Origin of the sequence: Marinobacter sp. (assembly GCF_041690455.1) — a bacterium.
Lineage (GTDB): Bacteria > Pseudomonadota > Gammaproteobacteria > Pseudomonadales > Oleiphilaceae > Marinobacter.
Genome location: NZ_JAWLHI010000023.1, coordinates 37,715 through 53,509, shown reverse-complemented (window position 1 = coordinate 53,509; position 15,795 = coordinate 37,715). Strand labels below are relative to the sequence as shown.

At 59.8% G+C, this 15,795-nt stretch carries 15 protein-coding genes; 9 read left to right on the top strand and 6 right to left on the bottom strand.

Features of this window, described 5'->3' with window-relative positions; all coding sequences use genetic code 11:
* Positions 1 to 67 precede the first annotated feature (67 nt).
* On the bottom strand, positions 68 to 883 hold the full coding sequence (locus tag ACESMW_RS07550; protein WP_372986434.1) for a pyruvate, water dikinase regulatory protein: 816 nt from the start codon (positions 881 to 883) through the stop codon (positions 68 to 70).
* A 207-nt stretch (positions 884 to 1,090) separates the two neighbouring features.
* Between ACESMW_RS07550 and ppsA the strand changes: the two genes are divergently transcribed.
* A complete protein-coding gene (gene ppsA, locus ACESMW_RS07545; RefSeq protein WP_372986438.1) occupies positions 1,091 to 3,427 on the top strand; it encodes a phosphoenolpyruvate synthase in 2,337 nt (778 codons plus the stop codon).
* Positions 3,428 to 3,457: 30 nt separating this feature from the next.
* Entirely contained in the window at positions 3,458 to 3,937 is a 480-nt protein-coding gene (gene rraA, locus ACESMW_RS07540) for a ribonuclease E activity regulator RraA (protein ID WP_372986433.1), read from the top strand.
* Positions 3,938 to 4,017: 80 nt separating this feature from the next.
* On the opposite strand, the gene ACESMW_RS07535 is transcribed toward rraA, so the two are convergent.
* Positions 4,018 to 4,686 (bottom strand): TIGR04211 family SH3 domain-containing protein, encoded by a 669-nt coding sequence (locus ACESMW_RS07535; RefSeq protein ID WP_372986432.1) that lies wholly within the window; start codon positions 4,684 to 4,686, stop codon positions 4,018 to 4,020.
* Between the two features lie 121 nt (positions 4,687 to 4,807).
* Entirely contained in the window at positions 4,808 to 5,107 is a 300-nt protein-coding gene (locus ACESMW_RS07530; RefSeq protein ID WP_372986431.1) for a YciI family protein, read from the bottom strand.
* A 30-nt stretch (positions 5,108 to 5,137) separates the two neighbouring features.
* Between ACESMW_RS07530 and ACESMW_RS07525 the strand changes: the two genes are divergently transcribed.
* Positions 5,138 to 6,016: a PHP domain-containing protein gene (locus ACESMW_RS07525; protein ID WP_372986430.1), complete on the top strand. Its 879-nt coding sequence runs from the start codon at positions 5,138 to 5,140 to the stop codon at positions 6,014 to 6,016.
* Here the strand turns inward: ACESMW_RS07525 and ACESMW_RS07520 are convergent.
* Both ACESMW_RS07520 and rne read right to left on the bottom strand, forming a co-directional pair.
* A complete protein-coding gene (locus tag ACESMW_RS07520; RefSeq protein ID WP_372986429.1) occupies positions 6,013 to 6,555 on the bottom strand; it encodes a YecA family protein in 543 nt (180 codons plus the stop codon). The two genes, ACESMW_RS07525 and ACESMW_RS07520, sit on opposite strands and share 4 nt — an antisense overlap.
* A gap of 3 nt (positions 6,556 to 6,558) precedes the next feature.
* Positions 6,559 to 9,723 carry a ribonuclease E gene (gene rne, locus ACESMW_RS07515; protein WP_372986428.1) on the bottom strand — a complete coding sequence of 1,055 codons (3,165 nt, stop codon included), beginning with the start codon at positions 9,721 to 9,723 and terminating at the stop codon, positions 6,559 to 6,561.
* Between the two features lie 597 nt (positions 9,724 to 10,320).
* On the opposite strand from rne, the gene rluC reads away from it, so the two are divergent.
* From rluC to ACESMW_RS07500, 3 genes are read left to right on the top strand one after another with little or no spacing between them, the layout of a single operon-like run.
* The gene (rluC, locus tag ACESMW_RS07510; protein WP_372986427.1) at positions 10,321 to 11,394 is read left to right on the top strand and encodes a 23S rRNA pseudouridine(955/2504/2580) synthase RluC; all 1,074 of its coding nucleotides are present in this window, start codon (positions 10,321 to 10,323) and stop codon (positions 11,392 to 11,394) included.
* Complete coding sequence (locus tag ACESMW_RS07505; protein WP_372986426.1) at positions 11,391 to 12,038, top strand: HAD family hydrolase; 648 nt, start codon at positions 11,391 to 11,393, stop codon at positions 12,036 to 12,038. The genes rluC and ACESMW_RS07505 overlap by 4 nt, the downstream gene beginning before the upstream one ends.
* A 39-nt stretch (positions 12,039 to 12,077) precedes the next feature.
* Positions 12,078 to 13,118 (top strand): S49 family peptidase, encoded by a 1,041-nt coding sequence (locus ACESMW_RS07500; protein ID WP_372986425.1) that lies wholly within the window; start codon positions 12,078 to 12,080, stop codon positions 13,116 to 13,118.
* 7 nt (positions 13,119 to 13,125) lie between these two features.
* On the opposite strand, the gene ACESMW_RS07495 is transcribed toward ACESMW_RS07500, so the two are convergent.
* The gene (locus ACESMW_RS07495) at positions 13,126 to 13,719 is read right to left on the bottom strand and encodes a Maf family protein (protein ID WP_372986424.1); all 594 of its coding nucleotides are present in this window, start codon (positions 13,717 to 13,719) and stop codon (positions 13,126 to 13,128) included.
* A 108-nt stretch (positions 13,720 to 13,827) separates the two neighbouring features.
* Here ACESMW_RS07495 and ACESMW_RS07490 point away from each other — a divergent pair, with 108 nt between their 5' ends.
* The 3 genes from ACESMW_RS07490 to plsX all read left to right on the top strand — a co-directional run bounded on the left by ACESMW_RS07490 (position 13,828) and on the right by plsX (position 15,689).
* Positions 13,828 to 14,382 carry a YceD family protein gene (locus ACESMW_RS07490; RefSeq protein WP_372986423.1) on the top strand — a complete coding sequence of 185 codons (555 nt, stop codon included), beginning with the start codon at positions 13,828 to 13,830 and terminating at the stop codon, positions 14,380 to 14,382.
* A gap of 81 nt (positions 14,383 to 14,463) precedes the next feature.
* On the top strand, positions 14,464 to 14,643 hold the full coding sequence (rpmF, locus tag ACESMW_RS07485) for a 50S ribosomal protein L32 (RefSeq protein WP_372986422.1): 180 nt from the start codon (positions 14,464 to 14,466) through the stop codon (positions 14,641 to 14,643).
* Positions 14,644 to 14,687: 44 nt separating this feature from the next.
* On the top strand, positions 14,688 to 15,689 hold the full coding sequence (plsX, locus tag ACESMW_RS07480) for a phosphate acyltransferase PlsX (protein ID WP_372986421.1): 1,002 nt from the start codon (positions 14,688 to 14,690) through the stop codon (positions 15,687 to 15,689).
* Positions 15,690 to 15,795: the final 106 nt, after the last annotated feature.

Genomic DNA, 15,795 nt, shown 5'->3' with positions numbered 1-15,795 from the left:
GGTGAAGTGGGGGTCAGATGAAAGCCTTCATCTGACCCCACCTTTACCTCTAACCCCTGCTTCATCATCACCGGTGCCGCTTCAGTCCGGTGGTCACCATGATCCTTGTCGAAATCTCCTCCACCGAATACGCGGTGGTATTCAGGTAAGGAATCCGCTCCCGTCGGTACATCAGTTCAATCTCTTCGATTTCATGCATGCACTGCTGGATGGATGAGTAGCGCGAATTGGGCCGCCGTTCGTTGCGGATGGTGGCCAGGCGTTCCGGGTCGATGGTCAGGCCGAACAGTTTTTCCCGGTGGGGGCGCAGGGCCTTGGGCATGCGCTGGTCGGCCAGGTCTTCGTCGGTAATCGGGTAATTGGCGGCTTTTACGCCATACTGCAAGGCAAGGTAGAGGCAGGTGGGTGTCTTGCCACTGCGGGAGGCGCCGATGAGGATCAGGTCCGCTTCGTCGTAATGACGGGTGCGGGCGCCATCATCGTTATCCAGGGCGAAGTTGACGGCCTTGATCCGGCGTTCGTAACTGCCTTCGTTGTTGATCGAATGACTTTTGCCTACGGTGTAGGAAGAAGAGGCATTCAGTTCCTGTTCCAGGGGATTAAGGAAGGTACCGAAGATGTCGACCATAAAGCCGTCGGCGCGGGAGATGATGTCGCGAATATCACTGTCGACGATGGTGTCGAATACCAGCGGCCGCTCACCATCGGTCTCGGAGGCCTTGTTGATCCGGGTTACCATGGCCCGGGCTTTGTCCTCGTCATCGATGTAGGGAACGGTCACGCGCTCGAAGTCGATTTTCTCGAATTGGGCCAAAAGAGCGTGGCCGAGGGCTTCGGCGGTCAGGCCGGTGCCGTCGGAAATGAAGAAGGCAGTACGTTTCATGGTGTGGGTCCGGTTCCAAATCTGACAGTGAGTGCCCTAGGTAATTTCCGCAGGTTACAGTATCATACACGCCAAGTTCGAGACTCCGCAGTGGATATTGCCTGCATTTGCCGCTGAATATCGCTGGCCCGGTTTTGCTCTTTGCTTCACAGACTCTAAGGGAGACGCGCTTTGGAAGATTACATTATCTGGTTTGATCACCTGGGAATGTCTGATGTCGACCGGGTAGGCGGAAAGAACGCCTCCCTGGGCGAAATGATCAGTAATCTCGCCAACGCAGGTGTCACCGTTCCGGGCGGTTTTGCCACGACCGCGCACGCCTACCGTGAGTTCCTGGCGACCGACGGCCTCAAGGACAAGATCGATGATGCCCTCGATAAACTGGACGTTAACGACGTGAACGAACTGGCCCGCGTCGGTTCCCAGATTCGCCAGTGGGTCATCGAGACTGATTTGCCTGAAGTCCTGGAAAAGCCATTGGCAGAGGCCTATGCCAAGCTGCAGGACGGAAACGAGCACATGGCCGTTGCCGTTCGTTCCTCTGCCACCGCAGAGGACCTCCCGGACGCCTCGTTTGCGGGTCAGCAGGAAACCTTCCTGAACGTCGTAGGCCTCCAGCAGGTTCGCCGCGCGGTCAAGGAGGTCTTTGCCTCCCTGTTCAATGACCGGGCCATTTCCTACCGGGTACACCACGGCTTCGATCACAAGCTGGTAGCCCTGTCCGCTGGTATCCAGAAGATGGTGCGAAGTGAGACGGCGGCCAGTGGCGTCATGTTCACCCTGGATACCGAATCCGGCTTCCGGGATGTGGTCTTTATCACCTCCTCGTACGGCCTGGGTGAGACGGTGGTTCAGGGTGCCGTGAACCCGGACGAGTTCTATGTTCACAAGCCCACCCTCGCAGCCGGCCGCCCGGCGGTGCTGCGCCGTAACCTGGGCAGCAAGGCCATCAAGATGGTCTACCATACCAGCCCCGGCGAAGGCGAGTATGTCGAGACCGTCAAGGTGGACCAGGAAGACCGCAACCGCTTCTCCATCACCGACGCCGAAGTGGAAGAACTGGCCAGGCAGGCCATGATCATCGAGAAGCACTACGACCGTCCGATGGACATCGAGTGGGCGAAGGACGGTGACGATGGCAAGATCTACATCGTCCAGGCGCGCCCCGAGACTGTGAAGAGCCGGGTCGGTGCCAACGTGATGGAGCGGTATTTGTTGAAGGAAACCGGCAAGGTGCTGGTGGAAGGCCGGAGCATTGGCCACAAGATCGGCAGTGGTCCGGTGAAAATCATCACCAGCATCAACGAGATGGACCGCGTGCAGCCGGGCGACGTTCTGGTAACCGACATGACTGACCCGGACTGGGAGCCGGTCATGAAGCGCGCATCAGCGATCGTTACCGATCGTGGCGGCCGGACCTGTCACGCGGCCATTATTGCCCGGGAGCTGGGTATTCCGGCTGTTGTCGGTTGTGGCGATGCCACCGAAGTGCTCAAGGACGGACAGGACGTGACAGTCTCCTGCGCCGAGGGTGACACCGGCATGATCTACGAGGGCGCGCTGGATTTCGAGCTGCGCGAGAATACCGTCGATTCCATGCCGAATATTCCGTTCAAGATCATGATGAACGTCGGCAACCCGGACCGGGCCTTCGATTTCCAGTCATTGCCCAACGAGGGTGTTGGCCTCGCACGCCTGGAGTTCATCATCAACCGGATGATCGGTGTGCACCCGAAGGCGCTGTTGAACTTTGACGGACTGCCCCGGGATATCAAGCAGACTGTGGAGAAGCGCATTGCCGGCTATGACTCCCCGGTGGATTTCTACGTGGACAAGCTGGTGGAGGGTATCTCCACTCTGGCAGCTGCGTTTGCACCGAAGAAAGTGATTGTTCGGCTGTCTGACTTCAAATCCAACGAGTACGCCAACCTGATTGGTGGCACTCTGTACGAGCCGGATGAAGAGAACCCGATGCTGGGCTTCCGGGGTGCTTCTCGCTACATCTCCGATACCTTCCGGGACTGCTTCGAGCTCGAGTGCCGTGCCCTGAAGAAAGTACGCAACGAGATGGGCCTGACCAACGTGGAAGTGATGGTGCCGTTCGTACGGACCGTCGGTGAGGCGGAGCAGGTGGTTAACCTGCTGGCCGAGAATGGCCTGAAGCGTGGCGATAACGGGCTGCGGGTGATCATGATGTGCGAGTTGCCGGCGAACGCTTTGCTGGCGGACCAGTTCCTTGAGCACTTCGACGGTTTCTCCATCGGCTCCAACGACCTGACCCAGCTGACCCTGGGTCTGGACCGGGACTCGGGCATCATCGCCCACCTGTTCGATGAGCGGAATGACGCTGTCAAGATCCTGCTGTCCTACGCCATCCAGGCCTGCAGGAAGGCTGGCAAGTACATCGGTATCTGCGGCCAGGGCCCGTCGGACCATCCGGATCTGGCCAAGTGGCTGATGGACCAGGGTATTGATTCGGTATCCCTGAACCCGGATTCGGTTCTGGATACCTGGTTCTTCCTGGCCGACGAGAAGATCGACTGATTCCATTTCCGGACAAAGGAGAGTGACAACATGGCAGACATTATTACCCCGGATCTGTGTGACGAGTTTCCGGAAGTCCGGGTGGTCGAGCCCGGCTTCAATAACTACGGTGGCGTGAAAAACTTTGGCGGTGAGATTGTCACCGTCAAGTGCTTCGAGGATAACTCTGTGGTCAAGGAACAGGTGGGGCAGCCCGGACACGGCCGCGTCATGGTAGTTGATGGCGGTGCGTCAAAGCGCAATGCGCTGCTGGGCGATATGCTGGCGGAGAAGGCGGCCAGCAATGGCTGGGCCGGTCTGATCATCTACGGCTGTATCCGTGACGTGGACGAGATCGGGCAGACCAACCTGGGTGTGCAGGCGCTGGGTACTGTTCCCCGGAAAACCGAGAAGCGCGGTATTGGTGATCTGAACATCCCGGTTACCTTCCACGGCGTCACTTTCCATCCGGGGCATTACGTGTATGCCGACAACAACGGCATCATCGTCTCCGAGAAGCCGTTGGTCTGATTCAGCGGTCGGAAACGAAGAAGGGCGGCCCGTGGGCCGCCCTTCTTTTTTGTCCGGATGTACCGGCCTGAACTCTAAGCTCAGGCCCAGTTGTCGGTCTTACGGGTCGGTTTGAGCATCGGGACGATCAGTGCCAGCAGGACGCCGCCAAACACCAGGCCGGCTCCCAGCAGCATGAAGTCGGACTCCTTGCTCGCCTCAAGTCGCTCGTTTTCGGCGGTCAGCACTTCCAGGTCGTTGCGGAGTTTCTGGTTCTCCTCGTTCAACTCCCGGTTGCGGCGTTCCAGGTTGATGGAATCGGCGGCAATACTCTTGATCCGCTGCAACTCTTCCTGCAGTTCCTGGGAGCGACTGGACAGGTTGGACTCAGCATTTTCCAGGGCATTGCGCTCCTCCGTGACCTCGGACAGCTGTTCTTTTAGCTGGGCCAGTTCGGTCTTGGTCTGCTCAAGCTCCCGGTTGGCGGCCTGAAGGCGGTCGGCCGCAATGGGCGCGTTGCTCAGGTACTGACTCGCCACCCAACCTTCGGTACCCTTGGGTGTGCGGACCTTCGTGTAGCTCTCCCCGGTTTCGAGCACTTCCAGGGCTGTACCACTGGGTACGGCATTCTCGATAATCCGGTACTGGCTACCGGCGCCCGAGCGAACCGGAAGATAGAGCTTGTCATCAACCCACACGGTTCTGGCCTGGGCGGCTGCAATAGATGATACGATGAACAACAGACTGATGATCAGGCGAAAAGGCGTCACGGATTACATTCCCAGAATTGGATAGTGAAAAACACCAAATATTAAAGGCGCAATTTTGTCACAGATGACCCGCTGTTCAAGCCGGTCACCATTACAATAAACTCATGCGCAGCCCAGCGCTTCACGGAAGCACCGCCTTGAAGGGTTTGACCGTCACCTTCTGGTACACGCCGGCCTCGATGTAGGGATCGGCGTCGGCCCAGGCCTGGGCTGCTTCGAGCGAGTCGAATTCGGCAATCACGAGGCTGCCGGTAAATCCCGCTTCGCCGGGCTCGGGGGTGTCAATCGCCGGATGTGGCCCGGCAACGAGTAACCGGCCCTCCGCTTTCAGTGCCTGCAGGCGTTCCAGATGAGCCGGGCGTGCAGACTGGCGCAGGGCAAGGCTGTTCTCGATATCTTCACTGATAATGGCGTAATACATGAAGCTCTCTCAACCGGTTAAGGATTTTTTGTGACTATACCCCAACCCCCGAATTTGTGCATTGATCTGCACTGCCACAGCACGGCCTCGGACGGTGCCCTGGCACCAGTGGACCTTATTGCCCGTGCTGCTGAAAAGGGGGTGACGCACCTGGCCCTGACGGATCACGATACCCTGAACGGTCTTCCTGAAGCGGCAAGGGCCGCAAGCGAATCCGGAATCACGCTGGTGTCCGGAATCGAGTTGTCCTGCCTGTGGAAAGGCCGGACGATTCATGTTGTCGGCCTGGATTTTGATCGGGAGGACCCTGCATTCACTGCCCGGGTCGCGCAGCAGACGGACAACCGCCGGGCCAGGGCGGCCATGATAGCCGAGCGGCTCCAGCGCCTGAAGGTGCCGGACCTTTTGGAACGGGCGACCGCCAAGGCCGGTAGTGATGTGCCCGGGCGGCCCCATTTTGCCGAGGCGCTGATCGAGGCGGGTGTTGTCCGTAATGCCGCCCAGGCATTCAAGCGGTACCTGGGCGCCGGAAAGCCCGGCGATGTGCGTGCTTACTGGCCGGAATTGCCGGAGGTAGTCCAGTGGATCACTGACGCCGGCGGTATTGCGGTGCTGGCGCATCCACGCAAGTACAAGCTGACTGCCACCAAGCTCCGGGAGCTGACCTCGGAGTTCTGCCGGGCCGGAGGGCAGGGCATCGAGGTGTCCACCTCGGGTCAGTCCAGCGGGGATCTCGGCTTTCTGGCGGAACTATGCCGGCGCAACGGGATGTGGGCATCCCAGGGCAGTGATTTCCACTTTCCGGGAGCACCCTGGTGTGAACTGGGGAATATCATGAAAATGCCAGACGGGCTGGAGCCGGTCTGGCATCATTTTCACGAACCTGCGGGTGTTGCGGCTCCGGCTTAGTCCGGAGCGTGAAACAGCAGGTAGAGGTCGGTCAGTGAGTCCGGGATGGCATCGGCCATCTGGCGGGACAGCTTGTCGCTGTTGCGGACCTTCTGGAAGTCCTCGTCGTCGAACAGACCGGACAGGGTCAGCATGGGAACCATGAGATCTGCGGTTTCCTCCTCGCTGGCGGCGTCCAGCCACTCTTCCTCATGTTCCAGGAACGTTTCAACAAATCCTGCACACCAGTTTTCCAGGGCATTCATCGGATCGCCGTCCTCCGGCTCTGGCAGCTCCAGGGCCTGCCCCATATCCAGGGCGTGGGCCATGTCCTTTGCCAGCTGGGTGACGCTGCGGCGGAATACCTCGGGAATTTCTCCGCCAGGCACCTCCTCGGTGCCGGTGGCGAGGCGGAAGATATCTTCCGCGCTCAGCTCAGCCGGGCCGACGACGCTGGCGCAAACCACGCCGTGGAGCCCGAAAAAGTCCAGGGCGTCATCACCCCAGGGCTCCGCAAACAGGATGTCTTCCAGCGCTTCTATGTCGGAATTGGATAACATTTATCAGTTACTCCCGGCCTTTTGGGCTTCTTCCGCCGCTCGCTGACGGCGACGGACTTCACGTGGATCATTATAGGCCCGGCCCGGCGTAACCGGCAGGTCCAGTTCCGGCTTTCCGCTTTCACCCTGGAAAATCCGGGGTGCTTCGGGCGCCTTGGGTTCCGGAGCACGCTGTGCGGAAGCCTTTTCTTCCTTCGGTTTTTCGGCCTCGGGCTTGCTGGCGGACTTCGGCTCGGGCTCTTTGGCCTCTGCCTTCGCTTTCGGGGCCTGACCTTCGGGCTTCTCAGCTTTCTCAGCCTGCGGTGCCTCCTTCTTCGGAGCGGTTACTTGCTCTTCTGCTTTGGGGCTTACCGCCTCTGACTGTTTTTCCGCCTTCGGCTGCTCAGGCTTTGCCGATTCCGCCCTGGTTGCCTCAGCTTCGCCAGGCTCGGCTTTCGCAGGCTCCTTTTTGGCGCTCTGCGGCTTGGGCTCATCGGAGCGCACTGCCTCCGGTTTGCCGTCCTCGGCCTTGGCTTTATCAGCTTTGGCGGGCGCCTGTTTGGACTCTTCGGCTTTGGCAGCCTCCTGCCTGGGAGTTTCCGCTTCCGTCTTCGAAGGCTTGGCCGATTCCTTACCGGCTGGCTTGGCTTCGGGCTTTTCAGCTTTGTCCGCCGACTCGGTTTTTGCGGGCTGGTCTGCCTTTGCAGGCTGGTCCGCCTTGGCAGGCTTTTTACCCTGATCCGCCTTCTCGGCCTTGGCAGGCGCTTGTTTGGTTTCGGCTTCTTCAGCGGCTACGGCAGCCGTCGGACGAGGTTCCTGCTTAGACTCCGGAGCTTTCTCCGGTGCAGATGACCGTACTTCGGCCTTCTGCTCGGAACTCTTGTCCGCAGTGCCAGTCGCCTTTTCCGGCTCAGCCGCTTTCTCGGGCTGAGTGTCCTTCTGGTGCTTGTCGCTGCGAGAGGCCTTGCGGTCTGCCGGAGTGCTAACAGGAGCCTCGGCCGGGGAGCCATCACGGTTACGCTGGCGACGCGGCTTGCGGGGCTTGTCACCGCCGGAACCTTTCTGGGCAGTATCCTTCTGCTCTTTGGGAGGCTGTTGCTCCTTCTGGGGCTTGGCCTGCTGCTGGTCTTTCTGGCCGCGGCTATCCTTCTGCTCGCGGTTGTCCTTCTGGTCCCGCTGCGGACGGTTACGGCCCTGGCTGCGGCCCTTGTTGTCCTTGCGGCCTTCGGCAGCCTTGTCCTGGCTCTTGTCGCTACCCTGACGGCCCTGGCCGCCCCGGTTCTGGTCATCGCTGCGTCCGCGGCCGCGGTTACGGGTTTCATCACCGCGACCCTGCTGCTGAGTGCCCTGGCGGCGCTCACCGCTGCGGTTGCCACCGGAGCGCTGGTCATCCCGGGCTACCCGGGACTTGCGACGCTCCTGGGTTCTCCGGTCCTGGCGGGGCGGACGCTTGCTCTGTTCGCGCTCTTCGCCCTGCTGGCTTTCGCCGCCGAAGAAACAGGCGATCTTGCGACCGAGCCGACGGAACAGACCTTCTTCCTGGGCCGCTGCTTCTGCCACGGTGGGCGTCGGCGCTGGTGCGGAGGGTCTGATTGCCTTCACGGCGGCCTGTTCGCGTACCGGTTTTTCGGCACTCGGCGCTTCAAAGATTTCTTCTTCGCGCTCGCTGTATTCTTGGGCTACCTGGTGGCTGGAGATGTGCTCGGGTGTGGTTTCGTCCTGACGGAGGCGCAGAATCTCGAAGTGGGGAGTTTCCATGTGCGGCACCGGAACCACCACGACCTGGACGTTCTGGCGTGATTCGATGTCGGCCAGCTGCTTGCGCTTCTCGTTCAGGAGGAAGGTGGCAACGGATACCGGCACGACGGCGCGGACCTCGCCGGTCTTCTCCTTGGAAGACTCCTCGTAGATCAGGCGCATGATACTCAGGGCCAGTGATTCGATGCCACGAATGGTGCCCTGGCCTTCACAGCGCGGGCAGACCTCGCTGCGGGTCTCACCCAGGGACGGGCGCAGACGCTGGCGGGACATTTCCAGCAGGCCGAAGCGGGAGATCTTGCCGACCTGGACCCGTGCCCGGTCGATCTCCAGCGCTTCACGCATTTTCTGTTCCACTTCGCGCTGGTGCTTGGCCGGGGTCATGTCGATGAAATCGATCACGATCAGGCCGCCCATATCGCGCAGGCGCAGCTGGCGGGCAATTTCTTCTGCCGCTTCGAGGTTAGTCTGCAGGGCGGTTTCTTCGATGTCCTGGCCCTTGGTGGCGCGGGAGGAGTTGATATCGATGGAAACCAGGGCCTCGGTGGGGTCGATCACAATCGAGCCGCCGGAGGGCAGCTTCACTTCGCGCTGGAAGGCGGTTTCGATCTGTCCTTCGATCTGGTAACGGCTGAACAGCGGAATCTCGTCCTTGTACAGCTTGATCTTGTTCTCGAAAGTCGGCATTACGGCGCGCACGAAGTTGAGTACGTCCTCGTAGACGTTTCCAGCATCGATCAGTACTTCGCCGATGTCCTGGCGAAGGTAATCCCGCACCGCGCGGATGATGACGTTACTTTCCTGGTGAATCAGGAAGGGTGCCTTGCGCTCGCCGGCGGCCTGGGTGATTGCTTCCCAGAACTGCACCAGGTAGTCGAGGTCCCACTGGAGCTCTTCGGTGGTACGGCCGATCCCGGCGGTACGAACGATAATGCCCATGGCCTTGGGAACCTGGACATCATTCATGGCTTCCTTGAGCTGTGCCCGTTCGTCGCCCTCGATGCGGCGTGAAATGCCACCGGCTCGGGGGTTGTTGGGCATCAGGACCAGGTAACGGCCGGCCAGGGAGATGAACGTGGTCAGGGCTGCGCCCTTGTTGCCGCGTTCTTCCTTGTCGACCTGGACAATGACTTCCTGGCCTTCGGAAACGACGTCCTTGATGTTGATCTTGCCTTCGATCTGGCCCGGGGACTTCTTGAAGTATTCCTTGGAGATTTCCTTCAGGGGCAAGAAGCCATGGCGCTCGGCACCAAAGTCTACGAAAGCAGCTTCCAGGCTGGGCTCTACACGGGTAATCCGACCCTTGTAGATATTCGCTTTCTTCTGCTCGCGGGAGCTGGATTCGATATCAAGGTCAAACAGACGCTGGCCATCGACCAGGGCTACGCGCAACTCTTCAGGATGAGTTGCATTTATGAGCATTCTTTTCATGGAAAGAAAGGGTTCCTGTCGTTTGGTTTTGACAGAAAACCGGGGGGATTCGCATCAGCGAAGCGAAACGTGCGTGCCGCGGGCCTGTTACAACTCAGGCAGCCGGCGGCCCAGACCGAATCAGACCCTTATGGAGTGTGATTCCGTTGGTTCAGTACCACCGCCGACGGTCTTTCTGCCTGTTGGCAGGGAGAGGTCGTATAGGGTGAATGTCTGTTGACGCATGTTATCCATTTTCAGGTTCACACAGGTGCCTGGGTCTCACGTCGTATTGGTAAGCTGGACGGCCCGGCCTTGCGTGGCAATGATTCTTCGCGATGTCGCCCGTCGGTTTTCCGCACGGTTCTTGTTCTTCCGGAGGTTCCTGCCAGCCTTTCATCGGTCTGCGGAAGCGTATTCCGGAAGCATTTCCTGCGCCGTTCCCGCTATCTGTTCGGGCGCCGGCGTTCAAACTCTCTGATAGTGTCGGTATACTTCTGCCGCTCCGGCTTCTGGCTTGAGTAGGCCAGGCCGTAGACAAACGGCAGAGCACGCCGGAATATAACAGTATTACAGCGGCTGTTCAATCCTCAAAACGCGTCGTCCGCAAGGAATTCCATGTCACGCAAGCCTGTTGCGAAAAAACACCCCAGATCCCGTCAGCGACCACCGGGGCCAACCGCCAGGAATAATAAAGATGGTGCTGCCACCCAGTCTTCCGGGGCGGGCCAGGAAGTGCGTCAGGGGGTTCAGTGGGTTACGGTCGATGAGGATAATGACGACCAGCGGGTGGATAATTTTTTGATGTCCCGGTTGCGGGGCGTACCCAGGAGCATCATTTACCGGATTGTTCGCAAGGGTGAAGTCCGGGTAAACAAGGGTAGGGTCAAGCCGGATACCCGGCTGAAGGCAGGCGATTCCGTCCGTATCCCGCCGATTGTGCGCAAGGAAAAGCCGGAGCAGGTGAAGCCCGGGAGCCGGGTGCAGGGCGTGATGGAAGCTGCGGTCATTTTCGAGAACGAGCAGATGCTCGTGGTGAACAAGCCCTCCGGTATTGCGGTCCATGGCGGTAGCGGGCTGAGCTTCGGTCTTATCGAGGTGCTCCGGTCGGCGCGGCCCGACAGTCGTTTTCTTGAGCTGGTGCACCGGCTGGATCGCGATACCTCCGGTCTGGTGATGATTGCCAAGAAACGCTCGGCCCTGCGTTATCTGCAGGATGAATTGCGTCAGAAGCGGGTGCGCAAGTTCTACCACGCCCTGGTCGCCGGAAGCTGGCCGGAAGGTGTGGTTCGGGTGGATGAGCCCCTGCTGCGATACGAAATGCCCAATGGGGAGCGTCGGGTTCGGGTCGACACGGCGGGCAAGGAGTCGCTGACCACTTTCCGGTGCCTGGAGCGGTTCCAGGGTTATACCCTGGTTGAGGCCTCACCGGTGACCGGCCGGACTCACCAGATCCGGGTGCACAGTGCCTGGGCGGGTCATCCGATCGCGGGCGATGACAAGTATATGGATGAAGTGAGTATGAAAGCCTTCCGTTCCATTGGTGGGCAGCGACTCATGCTTCATGCCAGGGCCCTTGAGTTCCGCCTGCCGGGCAGTGACGAGCCGATGCGGCTTGAGGCGCCCTACGACGAAGCTTTTGAACGCGTGCTCCGAACCCTCGGGGCGCGCAAGACAGGATCAGAGCAATGAAAGTAAAAGTAGTGATATTTGATTGGGATGGCACCCTGGTGGATTCGGTCGACCACATTGCCGACAGCCTGCACCAGGCGGCCACCGAGCTGGGTTACCCCGAGCTGGAGCGTGAGGCCTACCGGGACATCATTGGTCTGGGCATGGTTGAGGCGCTGGAAAAGCTGTACCCGGGCATCTCCCGGGACGAGATGAACACCATTCGGGAGGGTTACGCCCGCTACTTCTTCAGTAAGGTGACCACGCCCCAGAATGTATTCGAAGGCATGGCCGAGCTGGTTGCCGACCTGCGGGAATTCGGGCGTAGTTGTTCGGTTGCGACCGGCAAGAGCCGTCGGGGGCTTGAGAGCGCGCTGGTCACCAGCGGCCTGGGTGAGCACTTCGAAATCACCCGGTGCGCCGATGAGACCCGGTCCAAGCCGGACCCGGCCATGTTGAAGGAAATCCTGGAATTTTACCGGATTGAGCCGTCCGAGGCGGTGATGATCGGCGATACCCGCTATGATCTTGAGATGGCTCGCCGTATCGGTATGCCCTCTATCGGTGTCGAGTGGGGGGTGCACAAGCGGGACGTGCTGGGGGGGTACGACCCCCATGCCATCGTTGAATCGGTGCCGGATCTTCGTCGCATACTGGGACTCTGAGCCCGGTGGTGCCAATGCAGTTGCTGACAGGATGTATGCATGAGTGAGTGGGATTCTGACAAGTCGCCGGAATGGGGTGATGAGCCGGCCAGGAAGTCTTCTGGCCGTTCGTGGCTGGGCAGGAAAGGGCCCGAGATGCCGCCGGAGAGTAATCGCGACTGGAAGCTGATCGAAAAGCTGGTCATGTCGCTCCAGGCAGAGCAGCGTCGCAGTCGCCGTTGGGGGATCTTCTTCAAGTTCCTGACGTTCGGCTATCTGTTTGCGTTGCTGTTCCTGATCCGCTTTCCGTTCGGGGAAAGTCTCGATGCCGGAACCGGTGCCCATACCGCGGTGATCGAGATCAACGGCACCATCGCCGCGGACGAGCTGGCCAGCGCTGATAATATTGTCGGTTCGCTGCGTTCGGCCTTCGAGGCCGGATCGTCAAAGGCCGTGGTGTTGCGAATCAACAGTGGCGGCGGAAGTCCGGTCCAGTCCGGCTACGTTTACGATGAAATCAAGCGGCTTCGGGAAGAATATCCCGACAAGAAAGTCTACGCGGTCATTTCCGACATTGGCGCGTCGGGGGCTTACTACATTGCAGCGGCCGCGGATGAAATCTACGCCAACCGGGCCAGCCTGGTGGGCTCTATCGGTGTGATCGCTGGCGGCTTCGGGTTTACGGAAGTCATGGACAAGGTGGGGGTTGAGCGCCGCCTTTATACTGCGGGTGAGAACAAGGCCTTCCTGGATCCCTTCTCACCGGAGGATGAGGGTGAAGTCCAGTTCTGGAGCTCGGTGCTGGAGAATACCCATCGCCAGTTTATTGAGGCGGTAAAGCGAGGCCGGGGTGATCGCCTCGCCGACGATGAACGGCTGTTCAGTGGTCTGGTCTGGAGCGGTGAGCAGGCAATGGAGTTGGGGCTGATTGACGGCCTGGGCAGCACTTCCTCTGTCGCCCGGGAAGTGGTTGGTGCGGAGAAGCTGGTGGATTACAGCCACCGGAAATCCCCGCTCCAGGGTTTTGTGGATCAACTGGGTGTTGCCTTTGGCGAGGGCTTTGCCGGCCAGTTGCTCGAATCCCGACTGGAGTTGCGCTGAGGTCCGGTCAGCCCTCAAGCAGCGGGTTGCACCCCCAGTCCCGCAGCATCCCGTTGAGGGCGATCAGGGGTAGACCGACGAGGCTGTTGGGGTCGCGCCCCTCCAGCCGGTCGAACAGGGTGATGCCCAGGCCTTCCATCTTGAAGCTCCCGGCACAGTCATAGGGTTGTTCCCGTTCGAGGTAGCTCTCGATCTCCTCGTTGGACAGGGTCCGGAAGTGGGCCGTGAAGGGTTCGCAGATGAGCTGGCATTCGCCGCTATCCGCATCCAGCAGGCACAGGCTGGTCAGGAATACCACTCTGTGTCCGCTGCTCTGGCGTAACTGTTGCACGGCCTGGGCGTGGTTGCCGGGTTTGTGCAGCAGGGTGCCGTCCGGTAGGCAGGCGACCTGGTCGGAGCCGATGATCCAGTGGCCGGGATGTCTTGCTGTCAGGGCCCGGGCCTTCCTTTCGGCAAGTCGCAGGGCAAGATCGTCCGCGGGCTCACCGGGTCGTGGTGTTTCGTCAATATCCGGGCTGGCGGTGGTGAAGGGCAGGGCCAGGCGCTCCAGCAGGGCCTTGCGGTAGGGAGAGGATGAGGCCAGTAGCAGGGGTTTGGTCATTGCCGAGGTCCTTTTGTCGTTAAATACCCGTATCCCCATGGTAACCCGTGGCGAAATGGCAACGAAGTCTTTGACACCGGCGGGTCTCGCCCCTAAAATTGCGCGCCTATGTCAAAAGCGTCAAACGCCGAGTTGCCAAAATCCGTTGACCCCTATCGGTTGGCGGAGCAGAACACCGTGCTGGAGGGAGTGATTCCTCTCAGTGCCTTGGCTCGTTTCAGAGAAGCGGTTCTGGGGTTTGACGAGGGTGCTGCGTGCCGCGTCAGGCTGTCATTTTCCATGGACAGCGAGCGCCGCCGCATCGTCTCGGGTGAACTGGAAGCACCGGTGGATCTGGAGTGTCAGCGGTGTATGGGGCCAATGGCCACTACGCTGAATTCCCGGTTTGTGCTGGGGCTGGTAACGAGTGACGAGCAGGCGCAACAGCTGCCAAGAGAGCTCGAGCCGTTCCTGACCGATGGATTCAGTGCGGATCTCTGGGCCATGGCAGAGGATGAGCTGTTGCTGGTGCTGCCGCCGTTCCCGCTTCACGATCGGAATGAATGTCCGGCCCGGGAAGATCTGGAAGCCCTCGAGCCCGACGGTACTCCGGCCGGGCCGGCAGAGTCGGGAAAAGAGAATCCGTTCAGTGTGCTGGCGGATCTCAAGAAGACGAAGCATTAACCGGGCGCAGCCTCCGATCGGGAGTCGGCGCGTTACAATGAACACACGTTATTTTTACGTTAACAGGTCAGGAGCATAATCATGGCTGTACAGCAAAACCGTAAGACCCGTTCCAAGCGTGGCATGCGCCGTTCTCACGACGCTCTGAGCACTACTGCTCTGTCCACCGATGCAACCACTGGTGAAGTTCATCGTCGTCACCACGTATCTCCGGACGGATTTTACCGTGGTAAGCAGGTAATCGAAGCGCGCGACGAGTAATCTCGTTGCGACCAGTCACCGCCCATGTGTCGGATGGAAATACCGTGACCCCGGTTACCATCGCAATAGACGCTATGAGCGGTGACCGCGGGCCCGAAGTGGTGGTGTCCGCGGCACTGTTGGCAGTGCGTGAAAACGAAGCCTTGAGCATCATTCTGGTGGGTATCCGGAGTGAGCTTGAGGCTTTGTTGCGTGAGGGGCATGCCCGGATCCGGGTGGTCGAAGCGGCCGATGTGGTCCGGATGAACGAGCGCCCGTCCCATGCCCTGCGCCATAAGAAGAATTCCTCCATGGCTGTTGCCCTTGGTCTGGTCCGCGATGATGAGGCCCAGGGTTGTGTCAGTGCCGGCAATACCGGTGCCCTGATGGCCTTCGGCCGTTCGATCATCCGGATGTACCCGGGTATTGAGCGCCCGGCCATTGCCAAACTGATTCCCTCCCTTCGCGGCAAGTGCCATGTTCTGGATCTTGGTGCCAATGTCGACTCCACCGCTGAGAATCTGTATCAGTATGCGCTGATGGGATCGCTGATGGCCTCGGCCATCTGCAGTCAGACCGAGCCCCGGGTGGCCCTGCTCAATGTCGGGGAGGAAGAGATCAAGGGTAACGAGCAAGTGCGTCTTGCCTCCCACATGCTGGCCCAGTGCGAAACCATCAATTACATCGGCTACGTGGAAGGCAGTGACCTGTTCCGGGATGTGGCCGATGTGGTGGTGTGCGATGGTTTTGTCGGCAACATTGCCCTGAAAACCGGTGAGGGTGTGGCCGGACTGCTGATTGAACTGATGGAGCAGGCCTTTACCCGTTCGCTTTACGGGCGTTTTGTGGGCATGCTGGCGAAGCCGATCATTGGCCGGCTCCTGCAGCTGATGGATCCGTCCCGGCACAATGGGGCCAGCCTGCTCGGGCTTCAGGGTGTGGTCATCAAGAGTCATGGTAACGCCAATGAGCGGGCCATGCTGGCCGCCATCCGCCAGGCCGTCCGGGAGGTGCAGCTGGAAGTTCCCCGTCGCATCAATGAAAGGCTGGATGATCTCATGCTCTGAGCCTGAGACTAAAGTCTGTCCCTGATCTGCCGTGCATTCGCGGATAATTGGCCTAACTTGTACTATTGGCTAATCTCCCGAAACCCTTCAATGACGATAAGATTCG

Excerpts from the sequence above, each read along its gene's own strand:
- ACESMW_RS07550 (WP_372986434.1), bottom strand. The coding sequence starts at position 883 with ATGAAACGTACTGCCTTCTTCATTTCCGACGGCACCGGCCTGACCGCC.
- ppsA (WP_372986438.1), top strand. The coding sequence starts at position 1,091 with ATGTCTGATGTCGACCGGGTAGGCGGAAAGAACGCCTCCCTGGGCGAA.
- rraA (WP_372986433.1), top strand. The coding sequence starts at position 3,458 with ATGGCAGACATTATTACCCCGGATCTGTGTGACGAGTTTCCGGAAGTC.
- ACESMW_RS07530 (WP_372986431.1), bottom strand. The coding sequence starts at position 5,107 with ATGTATTACGCCATTATCAGTGAAGATATCGAGAACAGCCTTGCCCTG.
- ACESMW_RS07520 (WP_372986429.1), bottom strand. The coding sequence starts at position 6,555 with ATGTTATCCAATTCCGACATAGAAGCGCTGGAAGACATCCTGTTTGCG.
- rne (WP_372986428.1), bottom strand. The coding sequence starts at position 9,723 with ATGAAAAGAATGCTCATAAATGCAACTCATCCTGAAGAGTTGCGCGTA.
- rluC (WP_372986427.1), top strand. The coding sequence starts at position 10,321 with ATGTCACGCAAGCCTGTTGCGAAAAAACACCCCAGATCCCGTCAGCGA.
- ACESMW_RS07505 (WP_372986426.1), top strand. The coding sequence starts at position 11,391 with ATGAAAGTAAAAGTAGTGATATTTGATTGGGATGGCACCCTGGTGGAT.
- ACESMW_RS07500 (WP_372986425.1), top strand. The coding sequence starts at position 12,078 with ATGAGTGAGTGGGATTCTGACAAGTCGCCGGAATGGGGTGATGAGCCG.
- ACESMW_RS07495 (WP_372986424.1), bottom strand. The coding sequence starts at position 13,719 with ATGACCAAACCCCTGCTACTGGCCTCATCCTCTCCCTACCGCAAGGCC.
- ACESMW_RS07490 (WP_372986423.1), top strand. The coding sequence starts at position 13,828 with ATGTCAAAAGCGTCAAACGCCGAGTTGCCAAAATCCGTTGACCCCTAT.
- rpmF (WP_372986422.1), top strand. The coding sequence starts at position 14,464 with ATGGCTGTACAGCAAAACCGTAAGACCCGTTCCAAGCGTGGCATGCGC.